The following is a 24,446-nucleotide window of genomic DNA, read 5'->3' on the forward strand; positions in this document are numbered from 1 at the left end:
GGTATCTCATCACTTTTTATATACTTGATCTTATTTAACTTGATTTAAAATCTTGCCATCAACTAAATATGAACTAATATTCTTAGCTGCTTCTTTAGTTAAATCAAAGCGAGCTTTATGCGTTGCTGCGCCAACGTGTGGAGTCATAATTACATTATCTAAAGCTGTCAACCGCTCGTCTGGTTCAGTTTCATCCTCAAAGACATCTAAACCTGCGCCTGCAATTTCACCACTCTTTAAAGCTTGAACTAAGGCTGTTTGTTCAACTAATGATCCACGAGCAACATTAATTAAACAAGCCGTTTCTTTCATTTGCTTTAAGGCTGCAGCATCGATAACCTGTTTAGTTTCATCTGTTGCGGGAGCATGCAAAGTTAAATAATCACTTTCTTTAAGCAATGTTGGTAAATCAACATATTCAGCGCCAAGATCTTTTTCGATTTCAGCAGAAACTTGTGAACGATTGTGGTAAATAACTTTCATCCCAAGCATTTGTCCAAACTTGGCAACCATTTGACCAATTTTACCCATGCCTAAAATTCCCAAAGTCTTGCCTTCAATGGTATAGCCTTGGTTATCATATTCATTCATGTTTAAAAAGACACCTTCACGCATTGTATGATCATAAAAGTGCAACCGACGAGCACAGGCTAAGATCATAGCCAAAGCTAATTCAGCAGTTGGTCTAGCAACACTAACTGGACAATTAGTGACTACAATGCCTTTTTCTTTAGCATAGTCAAGATCGATTCGGTCAAAACCAACACCATAAGTAGAAATAATCTTTAAGTTCTTAGCATGATCTAAAATGGTATGATCAATTGGCATTTTGGCAACAATTAAGCCTTCATAATCACCAATGTGATCAATTACCCATTCTCGGTCATCTTCCATCCGATGTCCTACTGGTCCAACAGTAACATCACATTTTTCCTTTAAATCAGCCAAAGCGTCTTCTCTTAAGCCACCTAGTATTAGAATTTTTGCTTTATTCATATAAATTCCTTCTTATCAAATATACTCTTATCATATGAAGTATACTATTTTTGATCACAAAATCATAATATCTTGTCAATTGCTTGGGCTACCCCATTATGATCACAGTCAGCTGTAATTAGATCGGCATTTTCCTTCGTAACTGCTACGGCATTACCCATTGCTACACCTAGACCAGCAAATTTAATCATTGCCAGATCATTAGCTTCGTCGCCCAGAGCCATGACATTTTCAGGATTAATCTTCAAATAATCACATAATACTTTCAAGCCACTCCCCTTGTCGACGCCTTTTGCTGTAGCTTCATAGTAGAAGGGCTCTGTTTTAGAAAAAGTAACTTGATCTGCAACAGTCTTAAACAAAGGATCTTTAATCTTTTCGTCTAAATAATCAGGATCATCAATATACATGCATTTAATGATCGGAATTTGTTGCATCTCTTCAGGGGTTCGATAAGAAACTTCCAACTTAACAATTCTTGAATTATAAATCGTATAATGGCCCAAATCACGATTAGCCGTGTAAAGTCGATCCAGGCCAACTGCATGAAAATGCAACTTCAATTTTCTGGCAATTGCGTCTAAATCAACATAATCAGCGTACTCAAGTCCTTTTTTAAATAAAACATCCCCTTGAGTCGATTCAACAACAGCCCCATTAAAGCTCACCACATATTGATCAGCTTGATTATTTAAGCCTAATTCATCCAAATATTGTTGTGCACCTGAAAGTGGTCTACCAGTACAAATTACTATCTTTTTACCACCTTGTTGAGCTCGTAAAATACTATTCTTAACTTCAGTTGTTATTTCCTTTTTGGAATTTACTAAAGTTCCATCAATATCAATTGCAATCAGTTTTATTTCTTTCATTATTTTTCCCATAAAAAAACATCATCGTGGTTGATGATGCTTAAAACTTAAGTTGTTTAAGTTTCTTCATATCTTCATCGCTAATTTCAAAATCTAATTGGCGATTCTCTTTCATTTCGTCCAGGATATCAGTCTTAGGTAAAACTACGCAACCTAATTGGCAATCATAACGAAGCATCAATTGCGCTACTGAAACTTGATATTTCTTAGCGTATTTTTTTAATGTTTCATTATCAAATAGACGGCCATGAGCTAATGGAGAATAAGCTTCAATGATAATGTCTTTACTTTGACAATACTTAATTAATTCTTCAGGAGTATTACCAATATTAACACCAATCTGATTCACCGCTGGTTTAATCGTACCGTTTTCTAGAATATTATTTACATCTTCGATTAAAAAGTTAGAAACTCCAATCGCTCTAACTTTACCAGCCTTAACTGCTTCTTCCATCGCACGCCAATTCTCGAGATTACCTTCAAAATGTCGATCTTCAACCCGATTTACTTCAATCCAAGGCTGAGGAGAATGAATCAACAATAAGTATATAATCAAGACTAAATCTGTCTAATGCGTCATCAATCGCTTTAACAGTACCATTGTAATCCTTAACTGCTGTAGGAATCTTTGTCGTTAGAAAAATGTCGCTGCGTTCCACATCGGCATTCCAAATTCCCTTACCAACACCTAATTCATTACCATAATCTTTTGCAGTATCAAAACCGCGATAATCTACTGAAATAGCTCGCTGAACTACTTTTTTTACATTGTCGTTATTAATTAACCAAGTTCCCATTTGAACCCGTGGAATCTCGACTTCATTATTTAAAGTTAGCACTGAATCTGAATACATAAACGTCACCTCGCATTTTTGAAATGTCTCTGGTGATTCTTAATTCCTATTTGAATATAGTTTTTCGCCACAATTTATAGTCATATGCCGTTACATCAACTATATTCTATCAATAGTTTACCGCTCTCAATTCATAGTGCAAATTATTTTTGAAAGGTTGCTATTTTATAAAGTCCCTTAGTATCAAGGCTTCTAGCCTTTTTTGCTAAAATATGTTGTCTTATATCCTATACGGAAAATAGTTTTAAAAGCAAAAAAAGAAAGGGCTGACTTTCTCACTTGTCAACTCTTTCCCTTCAGTCTCTTAATTCCCATACATTTATCTTACCTGTTTTTAGTAAGATAACAAGAGCTAATTTTGTGTCGTGTATAGGTTTAGTTATTTATTATCATCAATCAATTAGATTAGCCTTCAGGAAAACTATTTTATTATTCCACTTGTTATATTACAAATATGTTACAAATCACTCAGCAATTCCGAGACTAATTTCTGAGCTATTTCGGTTTTAGTCATTCTAGGCCAAGTTGTGTTTTTGCGCTTTTGACTCAAAATTATGACTTGATCTTCATCGCTACCAAAGACACCTTTGGAAACATCATTAGCAACGATATAGTCAGCGCCCTTTGCCTTCAATTTCTTTTGCGCATTAGTCAATAAATCCTGCGTTTCTGCAGCAAACCCGATTACTATTTGACCTTCCTTTTTCAACTGACTAACTTTTTGAAGAATATCATTTGTTTTCACTAAGGCTAAATCTAATTTAGTTTGACCAGACTTTTTCTTTATTTTCTCAGCACTAGGCTTTTCACTCCGCCAATCTGCTACCGCAGCCGCCATAATTAAGGCATCCATCTTAGGGAAAGCATTTAGCACTGCCTTTTCCATTTCCTCACTGGTTTCAACCGAAACTAGTTTAACGCCGCTCGGCAACTGGACAGTAATATGACCATAAATTAACGTAACTTCTGCTCCTTGATCGCGGGCAGCCTCAGCAAGCGCAATCCCCATTTTGCCACTGGAGCGATTTCCAATATAGCGAACTGGATCAATTGGTTCACTTGTACCTCCAGCAGTAACTAGAACCTTTTTCCCAGCTAGCTTTGATGAAAAGTTGGTCTTCACCCACGCTAAAATTTCTTGTGGCTCAGGCATGCGCCCTTTACCAGCATAGCCTTCGGCAAGCATCCCAACCGCTGGTGACATAATTCTGACTCCATCTTTTTGTAGCTGCGTCAAATTGCGCTGTACAGCAGGATTAAACCACATTTGATCATTCATAGCCGGTACTACGAGTTTTTGCGCTCCGGTTGCTAAAATCGTTGTACTAGCTGCATCATCTGCAATCCCTAAACTCATCTTGGCAATAAAGTCAGCGGTTGCTGGCACGACTAAAGCTAGTTCTGTCCATTGTGCTAAGTGAACATGGGGAATCGTGGCCTCGTTTTCTTTAGTCCAAAGATCATCTAAAACAGGAGCCTTGGTTAAAGCTGCTAAAGTATTGCTCGTAACCAATTTTTCCGCGTTCTTGGTCATGACTACTCTGACCTGATGGCCTTCTTTTTCTAGTCCGCGAACTACCTCAATTGCCTTGTAGATGGCAATTCCGCCAGTTAAATAAACTGTAATTTTCATTTCAACCCTACTTTTTTAAGTTAATTATTCTTTGAAATTCCTTATTCAAATCCTTATCTGAGTTTTGATGTACTACTAGTGGATTAACATTCTTGCTTTCATCAATTAAAATGACACCTTTACCCCGATGCAAAGTAAATAAATATGTTAGATGCATGCCATGTTTTTTAAAATTGTCATTATAGATGGCAACCACGTTATAGTCATATTTGTTTTCGCCCTTGAGACTTAAGCCGATTTTAATTGTCTTTTTACCTAAAACAAATCGTCTCTTCTCTAATACTTCTGGATATTTTGCTCCACTAGAAAGCGTCAAAGTTTTGCCTACGTACGGAGTAAACTTCTGTTGCCGTTTAGCGCTCCACTTCTTCATAAAGGTATTAAGCATCTGCGACTTTTGTTTATTCCAGAGGGTTGAGTTTTTCTTTACTACTTCAGTCTTCTTATGTTTCTTCTTTAAAACTGGTTTGACCTTTTTTATTTTCCTTTTGGAACTAGTTTGTTTAACTTTTACGGGTTCATTCACATGAATGCCGTCTTTTTCAAAACGCATACTACACCCACTTAGAACTAATGCTAAACCAACTACTCCCACTAAAGCTTTTTGATTCATCTTTTTACTCCATTTTTCAAACTACTTCCATTATATCTAACTTATAACTAAAAAAATATGAAAATCCTCGTTTGCATTTGACAACGCTTACATAAATAATTATCATCTATTAAAAAGTATATATTTTTAAGGAGCAAATTATGAATTTAATGGCAATTGATATTGGTGGTACGACAATTAAGCTAGCCTATTGGAAAAATGGCCAGTTAACTAATGAGCATGCGGTTGATACCCCAAAGGATCTAGAAAGTTTTTATCAAGTATTAACTAAAGAGGTAAATCAAGCAAAAACTGCTATTAATGCAAAAGGAGTTGCTATTTCCTCTCCTGGTGCTGTCGACCAAAAAACTGGTATCATCGGCGGAACTAGTGCTCTACCTTATATTCACAACTTTAAAATTCAGGCCGAACTAGAAAAAAGATTTAGTCTTCCAGTCACGCTTGAAAATGACGCTAATTGTGCTGCTTTAGGTGAACTAGCTGCTGGTAGTGGACAAGGATGTAATTCCATAGCCTTCTTTGTAATCGGTACTGGTATTGGTGGTGCAATGATTATGAATCAAAGAATTTGGCATGGTGCACATTTATACGGTGGTGAATTTGGCTATATGATGATTGACAATGATCAGCTGTCTTCTTTAGCCTCACCTGTAGCTTCTGCCAAACGCTATAATGAACGAACAGTAAAGAATTTCACTGGCAAAGAGCTATTTGAAGCTGCTGATCAAGGTGATGCCATTGCTGAAGAAGAACGTGATAAAATGTTACATTCATTGGCTGTCGCTATTTTTAATATCCAACATAGTTTTGATCCAGAAAAAATTGTCTTAGGAGGAGGCATTTCTAACAATCCAGAATTATTGCCATTATTAAATAGTGTCTTAGCAAAAATCGTCAAAAAAGTTCCAGCTGCAATTATGCCTGATTTAGCACTCTGTCAATTGAAGAGTGAAGCTAATTTACGTGGAGCTGTCGCTAATTTCGAACAACAACATTAATAAAAATTTTGATTAAGCCTGATTTTTCAGGCTTTTTTTGTTCTCCTAATAAAAATATATACTTTCACTTTCTTTACAAGTAAAAATATACACTTTTACTTGTAAAGAAAGTGTAAGCGTTTACAGAGAGGGAGCAAATAATGACTGAAAAGCGCAAATTACCTAGCACCTTCTTCTGGGGAAATTCAGTTTCAAGTATACAAACTGAAGGCGCCTGGAATGAAGATGGTAAAGGTCTCTCAGTATATGATATTCGCGGATCAACTGCCAATTCGAGTGACTGGCATGTGGCTATTGATGAATATCATCGCTACGATGAAGACCTTGATTTGATTAAAGACATGAACATGAACATGTATCGAATTCAAATTTCTTGGTCACGGGTGTGTCCTGATGGAGATGGTGAATTCAACCAAAAAGGAATCGATTTTTACGATCGCCTAATCAATGCCATGCTTAAGCGCGGGATTGAGCCAATGGTCTGTCTTTACCACTTCGACATGCCACTAAATTTAGCCAAAAAGTATAACGGATTTATGTCAAGACACGTCGTTGATGCTTTTGTTAGATTTGGCAAGAAGATGATTGATCATTTCGCTGATCGCGTAAAATATTGGATTGTCTTTAATGAACATAACCTTTATTTCCAAGACGAAGTCTTCAACATCTCGGGCTATGAACATGGTGATCAGTCTTTAGACGACATGTACACCATCTTTCATCACACAATGCTAGCTCATATTCGGATTGCTAATTACATCCATCAGCATTACCAAGATGTAAAGATCGGCGGAATGTTAGCCTATCAACAAATCTATCCAGAAACCAGCAAGCCAAGTGATGTTTGGGCTGCTAAACAAGTGCAAGAGTTTTTAAACTTTAACATTTATGATGCGGATACTGGTCAAGGCTATTCGCCAGAGGTTTTACAATATGTGAAAAATCATCACATTCAAATGGACATTACGCAGGAAGACCAAGTAATCATGCAGAAAGCAAGTTGCGATTTTTTGGCTTTCTCCTACTACTCTTCTTGGGTAATTTCAGCTGAGAAAATTCCAAAGGGCGTAGCGCCAAACCGATATTTGAATCAAGGTGGTGTTCCAAGCAAATATTTGAAAACTAATGACTGGGGTTGGACAATTGATCCTCTTGGCTTTAAAAATGCCATTATCACAATGTACAATCATTACCACATCCCGATCTTCCCAATCGAAAATGGAATTGGCCTTAAAGAAACCTGGGATGGAAAACACATGATTGAAGATGATGAGCGCATTGCTTATCATCGCGAGCACATTAAAGCAATGAAAGATGCCATTTTCATTGATGGTGCGCAAGTTCTAGGCTATCTAGGTTGGGGACTCATCGACATCCCTAGTTCACATGGTGATATGGAGAAAAGATATGGTGCCGTCTATGTTAATAGATCAAACCATGATTTAAAGGATTTAAAACGAGTACCGAAGAAATCATTTTATTGGTTCCAAAAGGTACTTAAAGATAATGGAGATGAATTATAATGGCTGATCAAAAACAATCAAGCTTCGGTAAATTCGTTAATGCGAAAATTTTACCGCCAATTATGAAATTCGTTAATACCAAGGCCATTGTGGCCTTACAAAATGGTATGATTTATACTTTACCATTCATTATTATTGGTTCTATTTTCTTGATTTTGACCAATATCCCTATTCCAGCAGTTGCAAATGCAATTAATGCTTCTGGTTGGGGCGCTATTTTCAATCAAGCCTATACTGTTACTTTCAACGTTATGGCTCTTTGGGGTTCAATCGGTATTGCTTATATTTATGTTAAGAATGTAGGCTTCGAACCATTAGCTGGTGGTTTAACCTCATGTGCTTCATTCTTAATGCTGCAAACTTTATCAATTGCTAACCCACTTAAAGCTGCTTTAACTGGCGGGATCAATAATGGTCAAATGACTGGTAAAGTGGTCACTGAAAATATTGATAAGTTACCACATGCTTTACAGTCCTTCCTTGAAGCACCTGTTACTGGTGTAATTAACATCACCTGGCTTGGTGGTGACGGGATGATTGCCGCTATTATTGTTGGTTTAATCGTTGGTTGGGCTTACTCAGCAATGATGAAGAAAGGCTGGACAATTAAGCTTCCTAAGCAAGTTCCACCTGCAGTTTCTAACCAATTCACTGCGATGATTCCAGCTGGCGTAATTTTGATTGCCACGATGCTTATCTACGGTGCCTTCAATACCTTTGCTCATACTGACTACTTACAATGGGTTTACAACACTGTTCAAATTCCTTTGCAAGGTTTATCAGACTCATTTGGTGGTGCCGTTGCGATTGCCTTCTTAGTACCATTCTTCTGGTTCTTTGGTGTCCACGGTGGTTTAATCGTTGGTTCTTTAGTTGGTTCATTATTACAAGCTAACTCATTTGATAACGCTGAATTATACCGTGCTGGTAAGTTAACCATTGCTAACGGAGCTCACGTTGTAACTAACGAGTTCTACAACAATTTCATCAACTTAACTGGTTCAGGTATTACTCTTGGTTTGGTTGTCTTCACAGTTATCGCCGCAAGATCTGCCCAATTGAAATCACTTGGTAAATTGGAATTAGTACCTGGTATCTTTAACATTAACGAACCATTCCTCTTCGGGATGCCAATCGTTATGAACCCATTCTTAGCAGTTCCATTCTTCTTGACTCCAATTGTAGTTGCTATTTCTACTTACTGCGTCATTAAGTTCGGTATTGTTCCACCATTAAACGGAATGGCCGCCCCTTGGACTACACCAGCAGTTATTTCCGGATTCTTAATCGGCGGTTGGAAGATGGCCATTTGGCAGGCATGTACCCTAGTCATTTCAACCTTGATTTACTGGCCATTTGCTAAGAAATACGACAATATTTTGCTTAAACGTGAACAAGCTAATGCTGCCAAAGAAAATAAATAAGCGAGGTGCTAAACATTGAACAACAACGAAAAGATTGTTAACGAATTTGACCGCGATGGTCATCACTTCAAAATCGGCGTCAAAGCTGACGGTCAAGTATCAGTTTATTTAGATGATGAAACTAAAGCTCATCATGGTTACCACTTCCCTGGTGTAATCCAATTACCAAAAGGAATCGAAGTTGATGGTCAAATGATTCTTCGACTTCCAATTGACTGTGATGAAGCCATCGAAAATGGAATAAAGGAATTACAAGCTTAAAGTTGAATAGGAAAAAGAGATGTTACCTGATTTAAGCAACATCTCTTTTTTATCAGTAGACCATTCAGTAATGCTTTTTATGTGTAGAAAAAAGAATCTAAGCATATAATTAAATGTATAGATATATGATTTTAAAATAAATATTTTTAGTAAAGTTGGTTGATACAAATGGTAAAAGCTAAATATCTTGAAATCGCTAAAGCAATCGAAGCAAAAATTATGGATGGTACTTTTAAAAAAGGTAATCCCCTTCCCGATCAGCAAACTTTAGCAAAACAGTTTAACGTTAGTCGCTTAACTGTTAAAAAGGCCTTAGATGGGTTAGATCGAAAAGGCCTAATTTATAAGCAATCGGGACTAGGAACTTTTGTGTTAGGTGAAATTCCAATTAAGGAGGGTATCGATGCCCCTGCCAACGCTTTTATCGGTTTGCGGAACCAAATGGGTAAAGAACAAGTTTCTAGTAAAGTAATTCTCTTCTCTATTGAATTTCCTAACGAAAAAATTCAAGAATATTTAGATCTTAAGCGTAGCGAACCAGTCTATAATATTCGCCGCTTACGTTTATACAACAATGAGCCACTAACCTTAGAACATACTTATATGCCCGTTAAATTGGTCCCTGATCTGGATCAAGATATCCTCTTAGATTCGATTTATGACTACATTCATGAAAAGCTAAACTTGCAGTTTGGTCATGCTTATCGGCGAATTTCTGCTGTTAAGGCTGACGAATATGATGAAAAATATTTAGATGCTAAAAAAGATGATCCCATTTTGGAGTTACAACAAATTGTTTGGCTAACTAACGGTCAACCAATTGAATACTCTACTAGTAAGAATCGCTATGACAGAAGAAGTTACATTACTGTAGAAAATAATAGATTTTAGAGGTTCATAAATGAGTTTAAATAAAGATTTTATGTGGGGTGGCGCTAGTGCCGCTAACCAATATGAAGGTGGTTACGATGAAGGCGGCAAAGGCTTAAACGCAGTTGATGTCTTAACTAATGGTTCAGCCACTGAGGCGCGGAAGGCTACCTGGAAAACACCAGACGGCGAAGTTGGCACCACTGATTTACATTGGGGGCCTGGCGAATTTAAATTACCAGAAGGTGCTGTGCCACAATTAGTTGACGGTTACTACTACCCTAGTCATCAAGGCACTGACTTTTATCACCATTACAAAGAAGACATTAAATATATGGCTGAAATGGGCTTTGACGTTTTCCGTCTTTCAATGAACTGGTCACGTATTTTACCAAATGGTGATGACGAAAAACCAAATGAAGCAGGATTAGCCTTCTATGATCAAGTCTTTGACGAATGTGCTAAATATGGCATTAAACCACTGGTAACTCTCTCCCACTATGAAACGCCATTATCACTAATTCAACGTTTTGGCGGTTGGAAGGATCGGCACCTGATTGATGCCTTTGCCCACTATGCCGAAATTGTCATGAAACATTATCAAGGTAAGGTCCAATACTGGCTGACTTTCAATGAAATTAACGCCATGGATATGGCTCCTTACATGGGAGGCGGTCTAATTGATGGTAGTGAACAAAATCGTGCTCAAGGAGCTCACAATCAATTTGTTGCCAGCAGTAAAGCTGTCAAAATTGCCCATGAAATTGATGCTCACAACCAAGTTGGGATGATGCTGGCCTACAGTGCGATTTATCCTTACACTTGTGATCCTGCCGATCAATTATTGGTCATGAAGGCTAAGCAAGACATGCTCTTTTACTCTGATGTGCAAATGCGTGGATATTACCCTACTAGTCGACTAAAGAAATATGAACGTGATGGCATCAAGCTAGATGATCGTCCCGAAGACTACGAATTACTGAAGAAGTACCCTTGCGACTTTTTAAGTTTTTCTTGCTACACTTCAAACGTTGTTACTACTCATGCTAATGACGCTAAAGCAGCTGGTAATGTCAGCGCAGGTAATATTACTAACCCTTATCTAGAAACTAATGCTTGGGGCTGGGCAACTGATCCAGATGTCTTGTGCTTGGGCTTAAATGAGTTATGGGAAAGATATCATAAGCCTCTCTGGGTGGTCGAAAATGGCCTTGGCTGGGCAGATAAATTCGAAGATGGTAAAATCCATGACGATTATCGAATTAAATATCTTCGTGCTCAAATCAAATCAATGGAAGAAGCAGTTAGCTTAGATGGCGTTGACTTAATGGGTTATACCATGTGGTCAGCAATCGACCTGGTATCCAACGGTACTGGTGAAATGAAGAAGCGCTACGGCTTTGTTTATGTCGACCGTGATGATCGCGGCCATGGTTCACTCAAACGCTACCCTAAAGATTCATTCTATTGGTATAAAAAAGTCATTGCTTCCAATGGACAAGACTTAGCTTAATAAAATAATAGAGCCTAACTTTAAAAAGAGCTAGACTCTATTTTTTCAAGAAAATATAATGAACTTGATAAGTTTTATAGAATAGAGAGTAAAAGAATTGATCACAATTACACGACAATATAACTTTAAGGCGAAGGACTTTTTTAATTACTTAGAAGCTCAATTAGTACCTACGATCAAAAAAGCCCGCGGTAATAATCTTCCTGTGACTTTAACCAAAGGCACTAAATATGAAATGGCTGATGCTAAAGTAGAAATTACTGACTATGAGCGAAATAAGCTTTACGCGGCTCGCTTTCAAACACGTGGAATGGACATTGTCATTAAATATGTGACGGAAGACATCGCGGACGGTGTCAAAATCACCTTCTCCGAAGATATGCTTAGTTTTGATCGAGAACACCATGGTAAATTGCAAACTATGTTTTATAACTTCCAATTAAAAATGGGAGCTAAACGTGAATTGAAACGGATGGCAGATAATGTGTATGCTCATCTAGCCAATTAAAAAGATACGAAAAATGACTACAAGCTTAAAAATTTGTAGTCATTTTTATTTGTTAATAGTTAATAGATGTTAATTTTCTTCTTTAAGAGCACCGGATTTATATAGCTTTTCATAAAGATCAACCATTTCTCCAGCCAAGTCTCTAAAGGTAATTGCATTCATTAAATGGTCTTGGGAGTGCACCACAAGTAAAGTTACATGCATATGATCGCCTTGAGCTTCTTTAGTCAACATCCCTGTTTGAGAATTATGAGCTTCAAGCAAGGATTTATCTGATTCCTTTAACTTTTCACGCGCTCCAGCAATATCGCCTTTTTTAGCTAAGCGAATAGCTTCAAAAGCTAAACTCTTGGCATTACCACCATTGGCAATTAACCCCATCGCAGCCATCAAAGTTGCTTGTTCTTTTTCTTCTGGAGTTTGTTTCTTTTTTTCTGCCATATAATATCTCTCTTTCTTGTGTTAGCCGTTAATTAAGCTTTCAGCTTGCTTTAAGACCTTTTCGCCGTCCATCATGCCGTAAGCTTGCATGTCAATGACGTCTAAAGGAATATCCTTGCCATCTTTACCAGCACCCTTAACTTTGTTTTCAAAGTCACCACGCATGTAACTTACTTGAGGCCCAAGCAAGACACAGTCAATTTCTTCATTTTGAATGTGTTGATCAGCTTCTGAAGCTGGACAAGCAAAAATTTTAGCATCAATGCCATCAGCCTTTGCAGCTTGTTGCATCTTAGTTACTAAAAGTGAAGTACTCATACCTGCACTACAATTAAGCATAATTGTTTGTTCTGCCATAATAAAAATTCTCCTAAAAACGATTTTTTACTTGTTTCTTTACAAAACATATTATAAAGCGTTTGCAGATTACTGTAAACGCTTTTATAGACATACGAAAAAGGAAGTATATACTTTGTCTCTAAAAACCCTAGTCTTATCATGTTTATTCAAGGCAAATTTTTTATTAAGTTTTTTACATCAGCAACCGCTTTCAATTTTTTAACAAATTGTTATCATAGAGATAGATATATGTAATATTTTTCTTAACATATAGTTTCGAAAGGAGGCTAAGATGAGTCGTTATCGCGAAATTGCAACTGCTATTGAAAAAGATATTATTGAGAAAAAATATGTCGATAAATTACCTGAGCAATTCTATCTAGCTGACAAATATCACACTAGTCGCGTAACTATTGTTCACGCCCTAAAATTGCTTTCACAAAAGCATTTAATCAAAACTGTTAAAGGCCACGGGACTTATATTCTTTCAAAAGAAATCCCTAATATTTTTCTTAATTCAGGGACTTCAGAAAATGATGGCTTTACTAAACATATCAATGGTAGTGGTGTTGTCAGTAGCCATATCATTTCTTTTCAAACCCGTAAGCCTACTCATGATGAAGCCTGCGCGTTAAATATTAGTCCCAAAGAACAAGTCTATGATATTATTCGCCAACGCTTGCTTGATAACCATTCTGCTAAGCTCGAATATACAGTCATGCCAGTTACGCGCATCCCTGGATTAAACCGCGACATTTTACATCGTTCGATTTATTCTTACATTCAAGATAATTTAGGCTTAAAAATTGGTAAGGATGACCGTATTATTGCTGCTGATAAAGCTGATGCTTATGACATGCAGTATTTAAATTGCCGCAGCGATGATCCAGTGTTATGTGTCAAACAAAATGCTTATTTAGAAGATGGAACACCTTTTGAAATTTCTGAATCACGTAATCGTTATGATCGCGGCGTTTTAACCGTTAATAATAGTTAACTTAATTTAAAAGTGAGGTTTATGTTTATGTTTTCAGCAAAAATGCCAAAGAATTTTTTATGGGGCGGTGCTGTAGCTGCTCACCAACTTGAAGGTGCATGGAAAGAAGGCGGAAAAGGTGTTTCTGTTGCCGATGTGATGACTGTTGGGTCTGCTACTAAGCCACGTGAAATTACCGATGGTGTTCTTCCAGATAAAAACTACCCTAATCACTCAGCAATTGACTTTTACCATCACTACAAAGAAGATCTTAAGTTAATGGCTGAAATGGGCTTCAAAGCTTTTAGAACTTCGATCGCCTGGACTAGAATTTTCCCTAATGGTGATGAACAAGAACCTAATGAAGCAGGTTTAAAGTTCTATGACGATTTATTTGATACTTGTCATCAATACGGCATTGAACCTGTCATTACCCTCTCCCATTTTGAAATGCCATTTAACTTGGCTAAGAATTATGGCGGTTTTACTAACCGTAAGGTAATCGACTTCTTTGTACGCTTTGCGGAAGTTTGTTTCAAACGTTACAAGAACAAGGTTAAGTATTGGATGACCTTTAACGAAATCGATAACCAATCAGCATTTAACAATGACTTCTTAATGGCTACTAACTCCGGTATTCTTTTCAAAGATGGCATGACTGACAAGGATAAAGAAGCTGCCATGTATCAAGCTGGACATTATGAATTAGTTGCCTCTGCCTTAGCGGTTAAGATCGGTCACAAGATCAATCCTAACTTCAAGATTGGTTGCATGATTAACTACTCACCTGTTCGTCCACTTACTCCATCAAGTGACGACGTTCTTTTAGCTGACAAATGGGAACAACGCCGTGACTGGTTCTCAGATGTTCATGTCTTTGGTGAATATCCAAATGCAGTTGAAGCTTACATCGAAAGAAACGGTTACCGTCCCGACATTACCGATGAAGATCGAATTGTCTTAAAAGAAGGTAGAGTTGACTACGTTGGCTTTAGCTACTACCAAACTACTACAGTTTCTAGCGAAAAAGTTAAGCCAAATGATTTAACTGATTTAGCTAAGGCTGTTGCTAAGAACCCTACTTTAAAGCGCAGTGATTGGGGCTGGGAAATTGACCCAGAAGGTTTAAGAATTGCTTTAAACCAATTACAAGATCGTTACCACAAGCCACTGTTCATTGTTGAAAATGGACTTGGTGCTTACGATAAGGTTGAAGACGGCAAAATTCACGACGACTACAGAATCGACTACTTAAGAAGTCATATCTCAGAAATGGAAAAAGCAGTTGAACTTGATGGCGTCAACTTAATGGGCTATCTGCCATGGGGTTGCATCGACTTAGTTTCAGCTGGTACCGGGCAAATGGACAAGCGCTATGGTTTTATCTATGTTGACAAAAATGATGCTGGCGAAGGGACTTTAGCGCGCTTACGTAAAGATTCTTTCTTCTGGTATAAGAAAGTCATTGCTTCTAACGGTCAAAATTTAGATAATTAGGTTAGTTATTCTGAATTTTAGAAAGGCCAAATTTATGAAAGAAATTTACTTTAATCACGATGGCAATATTGATGATTTAGTCTCTTATCTAGTACTTCTACAAGCTCCAGATATCAAACTATTAGGTGTGGGCGCTATTGATGCTGATGGTTTCATTGATCCCTCAGTTGAAGCTTGTCGTAAAATGACCGACTTATTTAATTTGCGTGGAGATAAGTTGGCAGTAGCTCGTTCTAATTCACGTGCCGTCAACCAATTTCCTCATGACTGGCGAATGGCTACCTACTCCTTCAACTATTTACCAATTTTGAATGAAAAAGGCAGTGTTACTACTCCTCAAGCTGAATTACCTGCCCATCTCGACATGGTAGAAAAGTTAAAGCAAGCCAAAGAACCGGTAACCTTAATCATGACTGGTCCACTGACTGATTTAGCGCGGGCACTTGATGCCGAGCCAGAAATTGAACAACATATTAAGAAACTTTATTGGATGGGTGGTTCACTTGATGGCCATGGAAACGTAGCAATGGTTAATGCTGATGGCAGTCAAGAATGGAATGCCTTTTGGGATCCTTATGCTGTTAAACGTGTCTTTGAATCAGAAATTACAATTCAAATGGTCAGTCTGGAAAGCACTGAAGAAATTCCTTTAAATGATGAATTAAGGCAACACTGGGCTAGTTTACGACGCTATCCAGCAATGGATTTAGTTGGACAAGGTTATAGCTTAATTATCTCTGTTCCAATGGCAGAATTATATCTGTGGGACGTTTTAACGACTGTTAGCGCCCTTTATCCAGAGGTCGTTGAAACTAAAAAAGCCAAGGCAACTGTCATTACCGATGGCTTGAGTGCCGGCAGCTTTAAACACGATGCAAATGGTCGTGAAGTTGAGATTGTAACAAAAGCTAATAAGGAGCTCTTTTTCAAAAAGATGGATGCTATCTTGGAGCGAACAAAATAAATATCGTAGTAAAAAAATCATCCCTGGTGGGGATGATTTTTATATTGCCTTAATATGCTTCTTAAATAAGATAACCGCAATCCACGCCGAAATAAAGGATGGTAACACGATTACCACCAATAAATTTGGATCTAAGAAATTCCCTACCCGAATGAATTCAGTAATCGTCGAAATTCGCTTAATGTTGGAAAAAATTGCTTGATAAACGGTCACGTAAATTAAACTCCATTGAATGTAATATTCAATCAATGTTAAAGTTGTCGTTGAAAATTTAAGCACATGTTTAACCATCCGCATGCCCCAATAAAGCAAAATACCAGATAAAATCACGAAAATTGCCAAAAGAAGAAACAGATTACCTAAATTAACATGGTCCCGATTATTCATCATCCAATAAGCAATGACAAAGAAAATTAAGAAATTAATTGTACTAAAGAAAATTTGCCCAATAAACAAGATACCAGCTTTAATCCACTGAAATCGGTTCTCTGAGCGAAATAAAACTAAGATTAGTGCAATTACCGCAATCGCTCCAAAAACGTAAGTGACCCGCATTTTTAACTTCTCCTTTACAAGAAAAAAGATAGGCGACGCACCTATCTTCTGGATTCATTTTATAGATCTTTAAACTCTATGTTATTTATTATAGGATACTCAGATACATTAGTTAACCCCTTTAAGTAAGAAGACTAGCATCTCAAGCAAATTTTTTATATAATCGGTTTAACAAATGAAAGGAAGAGAATTATGGGCTTAACTTTTGATAATCCAAATAACTTAGCGAAAATGCTTGATAAATTTGCGACTGTTCCTGACCCTAAAAAGTCACCAATGAACAAACACAAAAAAGAAGCTGAAAAGGATAAAAATAAAGACGATAAAGATAAGAAATAGAAAAAGCTAGGCTGCGGCCTAGCTTTTTTCATTAGTAAATTGCTTCAACTTGCTTTTGCACATCTGGGCTATTTATGAATTCGTCATAAGTTGTATCCTTCCGGCTCACGATTCCTTTTGGCCCTACTTCAATAATATGATCAGCAATAGTTTGCAAAAATTCATGGTCATGAGAAGTAAAGATAATCGAACCTTGATAAGCTTTTAAAGCATCATTAAGCGAAGTGATTGATTCCAAATCTAAATGATTAGTTGGATCATCCATAATTAACACATTAGCTGGTTCAAGCATCATACGTGACAATTGGCAACGAACCTTTTCTCCACCAGAGAGCACTTTGATCTTCTTCTCAATCTCATCCCCACTAAAGAGCATTCTACCAAGAAAGCCACGCAAGAAAGTATTATCATCTTGTTCTTTGTTGGCATATTGTCTTAACCAATCTAAAATTGTTAATTCATCATTGTTGAAATTGGCATTTAAATCGCGTGACATGTAATTAAAAGCCGTCGTCTGTCCCCAAGTAACAGTACCACTATCAGGTTTAACTTTACCAGCCAAGATATTCATTAAGGCAGTTGTTGCCAAAGTATTACGTGAAAGAAGCCCAACTTTATCACCTGGACGTACGATAAATGACACGTTATCGAGAATCTTTTCACCATCAACACTATACGAAACATTCTCGACTCTTAAGAGATCATTACCTAAATCACGGTGCAATTCAAATTTAACAAACGGATATTTACGTGAAGATGGCTTAATATCCTCAAGTGTAATTTTTTCTAATTGCTTCTTACGTGAAGTTGCCTGCCGGGACTTAGAAGCATTAGCAGAAAAGCGTGCCACAAATTCTTGTAGTTCTTTGATTTTTTCTTCTTTTTTGGCATTTTGATTGGCAGCAAGCTCAGTGGCAAGTTTACTTGATTGATACCAAAAATCATAGTTACCAACGTATAACTGAATCTTACCCCGATCAACATCACACATTTGCGTACATACTTGATTCAAAAAATGCCGGTCGTGAGAAACAACGATCACAATATTTTGATAATCAGCTAAGAAATTTTCTAACCATTCAACAGTGTGAACGTCTAACCCGTTAGTTGGCTCGTCAAGTAATAAAATATCCGGATTACCAAACAAAGCTTGGGCAAGCAAGACTTTAACCTTATCCGCTTCTGGCAATTCACTCATTAAGGTTTGATGCAACTTCTCTGGAATTCCAATTGATTGCAAAAGTTTAGCAGCATCAGCCTCCGCATTCCAGCCATCAAGTTCAGCAAATTTACTTTCTAGTTCAGCAGCTTTAACCCCATCTTCGTCACTAAAATCAGGCTTTGCATATAAGGCATCTTTTTCTTTCATCACCTGGTAGAGTTCATGATGGCCTTGAATCACAGTCTCCATTACTGTGAAATTTTCAAAGGCAAAGTGGTCCTGGTTTAAGCTGGACATTCTTTCATTAGGGTCAATATTAATCGTGCCAGTGGTTGGTTCAATCTTACCTTCAAGTAGTTTTAAAAAGGTAGACTTTCCAGCACCGTTAGCACCAATGACACCATAACAGTTACCTGGTGTAAATTTTAAATTAACATCCTCATATAAAGTTTTCCCCGATAAATTAAGACTTAAATCAGAAATGGTAATCAAAATGTTCATCCTCCGCAATTAAATATTCAAATAAGTATAGCAAACAAAAAGAAAAAAGCCATCTTAATTGAGATGACTTTGAAAAAATCTTATAAAATAATCTTTTACAGTATCTTTATAAAAAATTATTTGTTATACTAGTTGCCGGGTCTTATGTAATTTGTAAAGTCCTTAGATGCCCCAGCACCAGGTAGTTGTATCCCCTTCTACCTGGTTTTATTTTAGCATAAATATAACAAATGTTATAGTATTTTTTAAATTTATTTGAATTATTGCCTCAAAAATATACAGAGCCAAGTTATTAAGTTAAAATTGAATTAGTAATTATGACAATTTTTTGTTTTGAAGGTGATATTTTGTATCCTGATAACAATATTTTTTCCTATCTTAAATGGCGAGGCGATATTGACCTGGCTAAAGCACCTTTTAATGAAATTGACGCGCTTGTTTTAGCGGTTTTTTCGTATTTAGATCTACCTAAAATTGTCTCCTCTGGTAATAAAACGATCACCATTAGTGAGGCAGCCAAGCGTTACTTTGCACCTAATTATGATAATAACGATCATGTTTACTATCAACGTTTATTAAAATTGATGGCCGAAGCTGATCGCTTTAAAAATGCTAAACTTTCCAATTTTGTTAATACTTTAACTGATCAGACCCAATTCAGCGCGATCAAAATTCAACTTGAAGATGGGACCAATTTTATTTCTTTCAGAGGAACCGATGACTCATTGGTTGGCTGGAAAGAAGATTTTGAAATTAGTTTCAAAACCACGATTGCTCAAAAGCAAGCTAAAGAATATCTGGAAAAAATCATGCGCCACGATGACCAGCATTATCTCTTAGGTGGACATTCAAAAGGCGGAAATTTGGCCGAATATGCTGCAATTAATATTGAACCTAAATTCCGTAACCGGATTGATTATATTTATACCTTTGACTCACCTGGTATTGCTAAAGAAGTTGGTGCTCAACTACCAAGTAAGTTTTTACAAGAAAAGCTGAAGCGTTTTGTACCAGAATTCAGTATTATTGGTCGCTTGTTTGAACCCCAGACCATCAAACCAGTAATCGTCGACTCTTCTCGACCAGGCTTAGCTCAGCATGATGCTTTTTCATGGACTGTCAATGGTTCTCATTTTTCTACTGAAAAGCACCGTAATCCAAAAGCGAGAATTTATAATCAGTTGATTAATGATTGGATTGGGGATGCAACGTTAACTGAACGTGAAAGTTTAACTAATGATCTCTTTGATTCATTAGCAGCTAGTGGTTCAGACAAAATCAATCAGCTAAATAAAAACGGGTTTGGAGGCTTTGGAGCAATTTTATTTTCTTTAACTGGGTCCTCGAGAAGAACTCGTTTTGTCTTCGGTAGTTTATTCTCAGCTATCTGGCAAAATATTAAGAGCCACATCTCTTCGACTCTCTTTACAGTCGATTCAATTATTGGCTGGGTAATGCTGGTTTTAGGGATTATTTCCTTAACTGTTCCCCAATATGCTTTACGCGCATTTGGGATCTTAGTTGCTTTTGCAGGAATCGGCTACAGCGTTAAGCAGATCATTGATACTGCTCAATCTAAATTGCAAAATCGGCAAAAACGCTTCTTTATTGTCAGTTGGTTAATTATTTTTGCCCTTTCGGTAGCTTTAATTTCAAATAATCGTTTATTAATTTTTCTGGCACACTATTTCCTAGGTACGTTCTTAATTATTTACTCCTATATTCGGATCCGACAACTAATTTTACGTCGCATTAAAGGAGTTTTTCATGTAATTATTACAGCAATCGAGGCGCTAATTGCCTTTGCCTTAGGAATTATTGTCATTGTAAATCCGCAATACTTTACTAAACGCTCAATTGTCATTGCCGGAGCACTACTAATTGCTTATGGCTTCTTTAAACTGATTGGTGAAGTCTTCTTACAAAGAAAAAAAATACCGCGTAAACATCGTTAGACAAAATAAAAAGTTCAAAATTCACTTTCAGAATTTTGAGCTTTTTTAGTTGTCTAAACTAAACTTTAATTTAAATCAGTTAACCCATGCTTCTTCTTACTGATTATATAGAAGACGTAAGCTACCAAGGCAAAGAAGACGGGACCAAAGCCTGTCCAAAAAGCAGTGGCATAATGATGTTCTAGAATTGGTTGAACAACAGTGAAGATAATTCCCGTGCAAACAATAATTTCAACAAAAATAACTAAAGCCACTGTCCAACGATAGTTGGTAAAGACCCTAAACTTGCGTGGGTAGTCTTTTTCAAGAAGAAAGGAAAAGCACCTATCAAGAAAATATAAGGCGCTGTAGCGGCTACATTGCCCATATCAGTTAAAATTTGATAGAAATCTGTCGCTGCTTTACTACCAAAAGAAACAACTGCAATTAAGAGACAAACAAATATACTTTGTGCCCACATTGCATTGGCTGGAAAATCATGTTTATTTAACTTAGTAGCAGCCTTAGGCCACAGACGTGGATCAGAGCCCATAATAAATGATTTAATCGGTGAATAAAGTAAAACAAAGAATGCTCCTGTCATCCCCATTAAACCTGATAAAGCAATCGCTCTAACAAAAACCTTACTAATGACTAAGGCTGTAGCCATATTTAAATGCAAAGCAGTTCCCAGTGCTTTACCTAAAGTTCCGTAGACCACGTAAGTAATATTTCCTGTATTTGCTGTACCATGAAGGATATCTTGTTGGTAATTAACTGAGAAACCAGTCATAAATATCATCAATACATAAGAAATAATGGTAAATAGTGATCCAATGATTAAGCCTTTTGGGAAATCTCTCTCAGGCTTTTTCATATTGTTAATCACACCACCTACTGTTTCCATTCCGCCGTAAGCAAAGACCGCATATACAACGAAGGAAATGATCGTAATTGGTGTTTGAAATGCCTTATTAGGAGAAATGATAAAACTACTTAAGCCATTAATTGGTTGGGCTAACTGACCATGATTCATAATGATGATGACTAAACTGGCCAGAATGAAGATTGCATTCATGACAATCATAAAGACCCCACCAATTGAGGACATGATTTTAATTCCCGTCATCCCTCGCGAGGATAAATAAGTTGATAAGAGCATAAACAGAATTGCTAGAACTCCGATTAACTGTGTGCCATGCAAACCTAGGATTGACCAACTCTGGGTTGTATCTTTACCAAAGAGAAAAGCAGAGATCGTAATCCAAAGCCTTGAAGCACTGGATACTAACCATAAAACCCAGTTAGCTAGCCAAACAAAAGTCCCGATAAAGGCCCACTTTTCACCAATTGAGCCTGCAAGCCAAGAATAAATCCCACCTTGGGCATCGTGAAAAGCTGAACCATATTCAGCCATCATTAATCCTGCTGGGAAAAAGAAACAAATACCTGCAAGAATAAACCAGATAATTCCTGCATATGTCATTTGTTCATAAGAGACCGATACATTTCCAAAACCATAAACCGTGGTAATGATCATTAAGACCAAACTGGTTACAGTTAAATTTTTTTGTTGATTGTCCTCTTCCACAATTAAGCCTACTTTCCTAAAGCCAACTTTATCCTAGCATTAAGTTAGACTTATGACAGCGCTTTTAATATCTTGTTAAGAAAAAACGTTGTCATACGACAACGTTTTTCAGATTATTACAGATGAGCTTCAATCCAATCTCCTAGCTCTTTCACGTGAAGCTTAGTTACTGAACTAAAAGTTAAGACAGTTACATTATCATAACTTAAATCAAGTGTTTTAGCTAAATTAGCCTGCACTTTATTAACCTGACTCTTCTTAATTTTATCAATCTTAGTGCATACGACCAAAATTGGCAAATTTAAATATTGGGCGTACTCATACATAGCAATATCATCTTTGGTCGGTTCGTGACGACTGTCAACTAAAATAATGAGCCCCTGCAAGTTAGCTCTAGTCTCTAAATAGTCTTGAATCATCTCACCAAAGGCTTCTCTTTGCTTACGTGAGACCTTTGCATAGCCATAGCCAGGCACATCTACTAGATAAAATGAATCATTTACCAAGTAGAAATTTAGTGTTTGCGTTTTTCCCGGCTGAGAAGAGGTTCTAGCAAGATTTTTTCTCTTAAGTAGGGTATTTATCAAGCTAGACTTTCCCACGTTTGAGCGACCTGCTAGAGCAATTTCAGGCAAATCATCTTTGGGATATTGGCTTTCTTTGACAGCACTGACAGCATATTTACTATCTTTAATGATCATTAGTGGAGGCCTTTACACTTTCCGGTTTTTCATTATCTTCTTTCCGCGTTATTCTTGGCTGAGAATGACGCGTAATAACATCTTTAGTTACTTCTACTTCTTCAATATCTTTTTCACTTGGGGTCTTGTACATAACATCCATTAATGAATTTTCAATGATGGTTCTTAAGCCACGAGCTCCCATATTACGTTGAATAGCTAAGTCAGCAATGGCTTGAAGGGCACCCTCAGTAAAGGTTAATTTTACATCATCAAGAGAAAGCAACTTTTGGTATTGCTTTACCAAAGCATTCTTAGGTTCAGTCAAGATCCGAATTAGGTCTTTACTATTAAGCTTATCCAAAGTAGTAATAACAGGAATTCGGCCAATGAATTCTGGAATCATTCCAAATTTTACTAGATCACCAGTAGTTAAATAATGAGTCCATTCATCAGCATTTACTTTATTCAGTTGATTTTCAGCACCAAAACCTATTGTCTTTTTCCCTAAGCGATTTTTAACAATTTGTTCAATACCATCAAAGGCACCACCAACAATAAATAAAATATTAGAAGTATCCATTCTAATCATTTCTAGTTGAGGGTGCTTACGTCCTCCTTGAGGTGGAACAGAAGCAATGGTACCTTCCAAAATTTTTAACAATGATTGTTGAACACCTTCACCGGAAACATCTCTAGTAATTGAAACATTTTCAGCCTTCTTAGAGATCTTATCGATTTCATCGATATAAATAATCCCTCTTTGTGCTCTTTCCAAATCGTAATCTGCATTTTGAAGCAACTTAAGCAAGATATTTTCTACGTCTTCCCCAACATACCCTGCTTCAGTTAAAGTAGTTGCATCAGCAATAGCAAACGGAACATCCAATATTTTAGCAAGAGTCTGAGCTAAATAAGTTTTACCAGATCCAGTAGGCCCAATTAAGGCAATATTGGACTTTTGCAATTGCGTAGACGAGTCAACGTCCATTTGTCCAATTCGCTTGTAGTGGTTATATACAGCTACTGAGAGGACACGTTTAGCTCGATCCTGACCAATTACATATTCATCCAATTCCTTTTTTATTTCCATTGGCTTAGGTAAATTGCGGGCTTGTTTAACAGAATCTGCTCGCAATTCATCATCAATAATTTTCTTGGATAAGTCAACACATTCATTACAAATGTAAACACCGTTACCGGCAATCATTTTCTTGACTTGATCTTGAGTTTTACCACAAAACGAGCACTTAATCTCTTCTTGATCTGTAAACTGTGTTGCCATAAAAACATTCCTCCTAATATCTACAGATTTAAGGTTATCATAAAATACACAATAAGAGAAAAATTTAACACAGAAAAATAAAAGGCGACTGCTTTACAGTCGTCTTTTGATTGAAAA

Annotated in this window: 22 protein-coding genes and 2 pseudogenes; 12 read left to right on the forward strand and 12 right to left on the reverse strand. The window is 36.9% G+C overall.

Features of this window, described 5'->3' with window-relative positions:
• Nucleotides 1–30 precede the first annotated feature (30 nt).
• The 5 genes and pseudogenes from EJK17_RS06390 to EJK17_RS06410 form a co-directional block, all read right to left on the reverse strand.
• Nucleotides 31–996, reverse strand: coding sequence for an NAD(P)-dependent oxidoreductase (locus EJK17_RS06390; RefSeq protein ID WP_103661917.1), 966 nt, complete (start codon nt 994–996; stop codon nt 31–33).
• A 62-nt stretch (nt 997–1,058) separates the two neighbouring features.
• A complete protein-coding gene (locus EJK17_RS06395) occupies nt 1,059–1,868 on the reverse strand; it encodes a Cof-type HAD-IIB family hydrolase (protein WP_103661916.1) in 810 nt (269 codons plus the stop codon).
• A 40-nt stretch (nt 1,869–1,908) separates the two neighbouring features.
• Nucleotides 1,909–2,722 (reverse strand): annotated as a pseudogene (locus EJK17_RS06400) (aldo/keto reductase family protein).
• A 457-nt stretch (nt 2,723–3,179) separates the two neighbouring features.
• Nucleotides 3,180–4,355, reverse strand: a complete 1,176-nt coding sequence (gene coaBC / locus EJK17_RS06405; protein ID WP_103661915.1) for a bifunctional phosphopantothenoylcysteine decarboxylase/phosphopantothenate--cysteine ligase CoaBC — start codon at nt 4,353–4,355, stop codon at nt 3,180–3,182.
• A 7-nt stretch (nt 4,356–4,362) separates the two neighbouring features.
• On the reverse strand, nt 4,363–4,968 hold the full coding sequence (locus tag EJK17_RS06410; RefSeq protein WP_127796290.1) for a DUF4767 domain-containing protein: 606 nt from the start codon (nt 4,966–4,968) through the stop codon (nt 4,363–4,365).
• 140 nt (nt 4,969–5,108) lie between these two features.
• Between EJK17_RS06410 and EJK17_RS06415 the strand changes: the two genes are divergently transcribed.
• From EJK17_RS06415 to EJK17_RS06445, 7 genes are all read left to right on the forward strand, one after another.
• Entirely contained in the window at nt 5,109–5,966 is an 858-nt protein-coding gene (locus EJK17_RS06415) for an ROK family protein (protein ID WP_103661913.1), read from the forward strand.
• Between the two features lie 140 nt (nt 5,967–6,106).
• Nucleotides 6,107–7,489 (forward strand): glycoside hydrolase family 1 protein, encoded by a 1,383-nt coding sequence (locus tag EJK17_RS06420; RefSeq protein WP_103661912.1) that lies wholly within the window; start codon nt 6,107–6,109, stop codon nt 7,487–7,489.
• Nucleotides 7,489–8,913 (forward strand): PTS sugar transporter subunit IIC, encoded by a 1,425-nt coding sequence (locus tag EJK17_RS06425; RefSeq protein ID WP_103661911.1) that lies wholly within the window; start codon nt 7,489–7,491, stop codon nt 8,911–8,913. Before EJK17_RS06420 ends, EJK17_RS06425 begins: the two co-directional genes overlap by 1 nt.
• 15 nt (nt 8,914–8,928) lie before the next feature.
• On the forward strand, nt 8,929–9,174 hold the full coding sequence (locus EJK17_RS06430; protein WP_103661910.1) for a hypothetical protein: 246 nt from the start codon (nt 8,929–8,931) through the stop codon (nt 9,172–9,174).
• A 168-nt stretch (nt 9,175–9,342) separates the two neighbouring features.
• Nucleotides 9,343–10,065, forward strand: coding sequence for a GntR family transcriptional regulator (locus tag EJK17_RS06435; RefSeq protein WP_103661909.1), 723 nt, complete (start codon nt 9,343–9,345; stop codon nt 10,063–10,065).
• 10 nt (nt 10,066–10,075) lie between these two features.
• Nucleotides 10,076–11,557, forward strand: coding sequence for a glycoside hydrolase family 1 protein (locus tag EJK17_RS06440; RefSeq protein WP_103661908.1), 1,482 nt, complete (start codon nt 10,076–10,078; stop codon nt 11,555–11,557).
• A 97-nt stretch (nt 11,558–11,654) separates the two neighbouring features.
• Nucleotides 11,655–12,065 (forward strand): DUF3284 domain-containing protein, encoded by a 411-nt coding sequence (locus EJK17_RS06445; RefSeq protein WP_103661907.1) that lies wholly within the window; start codon nt 11,655–11,657, stop codon nt 12,063–12,065.
• A 69-nt stretch (nt 12,066–12,134) separates the two neighbouring features.
• Here the strand turns inward: EJK17_RS06445 and EJK17_RS06450 are convergent, their stop codons facing one another.
• Together EJK17_RS06450 and EJK17_RS06455 are read right to left on the reverse strand one after the other, a co-directional pair.
• The gene (locus tag EJK17_RS06450; protein WP_103661906.1) at nt 12,135–12,506 is read right to left on the reverse strand and encodes a PTS lactose/cellobiose transporter subunit IIA; all 372 of its coding nucleotides are present in this window, start codon (nt 12,504–12,506) and stop codon (nt 12,135–12,137) included.
• 21 nt (nt 12,507–12,527) lie between these two features.
• Nucleotides 12,528–12,863 (reverse strand): PTS sugar transporter subunit IIB, encoded by a 336-nt coding sequence (locus tag EJK17_RS06455; RefSeq protein ID WP_103661905.1) that lies wholly within the window; start codon nt 12,861–12,863, stop codon nt 12,528–12,530.
• Nucleotides 12,864–13,137: 274 nt separating this feature from the next.
• Between EJK17_RS06455 and EJK17_RS06460 the strand changes: the two genes are divergently transcribed.
• From EJK17_RS06460 to EJK17_RS06470, 3 genes are read left to right on the forward strand one after another with little or no spacing between them, the layout of a single operon-like run.
• Nucleotides 13,138–13,842 (forward strand): GntR family transcriptional regulator, encoded by a 705-nt coding sequence (locus EJK17_RS06460; protein ID WP_103661904.1) that lies wholly within the window; start codon nt 13,138–13,140, stop codon nt 13,840–13,842.
• 27 nt (nt 13,843–13,869) lie between these two features.
• Entirely contained in the window at nt 13,870–15,318 is a 1,449-nt protein-coding gene (locus EJK17_RS06465; protein ID WP_103661903.1) for a 6-phospho-beta-glucosidase, read from the forward strand.
• Nucleotides 15,319–15,352: 34 nt separating this feature from the next.
• Complete coding sequence (locus tag EJK17_RS06470) at nt 15,353–16,282, forward strand: nucleoside hydrolase (RefSeq protein WP_103661902.1); 930 nt, start codon at nt 15,353–15,355, stop codon at nt 16,280–16,282.
• A 39-nt stretch (nt 16,283–16,321) separates the two neighbouring features.
• On the opposite strand, the gene EJK17_RS06475 is transcribed toward EJK17_RS06470, so the two are convergent.
• Nucleotides 16,322–16,837: an SA1002 family membrane protein gene (locus EJK17_RS06475; protein ID WP_103661901.1), complete on the reverse strand. Its 516-nt coding sequence runs from the start codon at nt 16,835–16,837 to the stop codon at nt 16,322–16,324.
• A 192-nt stretch (nt 16,838–17,029) separates the two neighbouring features.
• On the opposite strand from EJK17_RS06475, the gene EJK17_RS06480 reads away from it, so the two are divergent.
• The gene (locus tag EJK17_RS06480; protein ID WP_103661900.1) at nt 17,030–17,176 is read left to right on the forward strand and encodes an SPJ_0845 family protein; all 147 of its coding nucleotides are present in this window, start codon (nt 17,030–17,032) and stop codon (nt 17,174–17,176) included.
• Between the two features lie 31 nt (nt 17,177–17,207).
• Here EJK17_RS06480 and EJK17_RS06485 read toward each other — a convergent pair whose 3' ends face one another.
• Nucleotides 17,208–18,830, reverse strand: coding sequence for an ABC-F family ATP-binding cassette domain-containing protein (locus EJK17_RS06485; RefSeq protein ID WP_103661926.1), 1,623 nt, complete (start codon nt 18,828–18,830; stop codon nt 17,208–17,210).
• Nucleotides 18,831–19,186: 356 nt separating this feature from the next.
• On the opposite strand from EJK17_RS06485, the gene EJK17_RS06490 reads away from it, so the two are divergent.
• Nucleotides 19,187–20,794: an Mbeg1-like protein gene (locus tag EJK17_RS06490; RefSeq protein ID WP_103661899.1), complete on the forward strand. Its 1,608-nt coding sequence runs from the start codon at nt 19,187–19,189 to the stop codon at nt 20,792–20,794.
• A 65-nt stretch (nt 20,795–20,859) separates the two neighbouring features.
• On the opposite strand, the pseudogene yjeM reads toward EJK17_RS06490, so the two are convergent.
• From yjeM to clpX, 3 genes and pseudogenes are all read right to left on the reverse strand, one after another.
• Nucleotides 20,860–22,364 (reverse strand): annotated as a pseudogene (gene yjeM, locus EJK17_RS06495) (glutamate/gamma-aminobutyrate family transporter YjeM).
• 116 nt (nt 22,365–22,480) lie between these two features.
• Complete coding sequence (gene yihA, locus EJK17_RS06500) at nt 22,481–23,065, reverse strand: ribosome biogenesis GTP-binding protein YihA/YsxC (protein ID WP_103661897.1); 585 nt, start codon at nt 23,063–23,065, stop codon at nt 22,481–22,483.
• On the reverse strand, nt 23,055–24,329 hold the full coding sequence (gene clpX / locus EJK17_RS06505; RefSeq protein WP_127796291.1) for an ATP-dependent Clp protease ATP-binding subunit ClpX: 1,275 nt from the start codon (nt 24,327–24,329) through the stop codon (nt 23,055–23,057). The genes yihA and clpX overlap by 11 nt, the downstream gene beginning before the upstream one ends.
• Nucleotides 24,330–24,446 lie beyond the last annotated feature (117 nt).

The organism is Lactobacillus xujianguonis (assembly GCF_004009905.1).
In the GTDB taxonomy this organism is placed as follows: Bacteria; Bacillota; Bacilli; order Lactobacillales; family Lactobacillaceae; genus Lactobacillus; species Lactobacillus xujianguonis.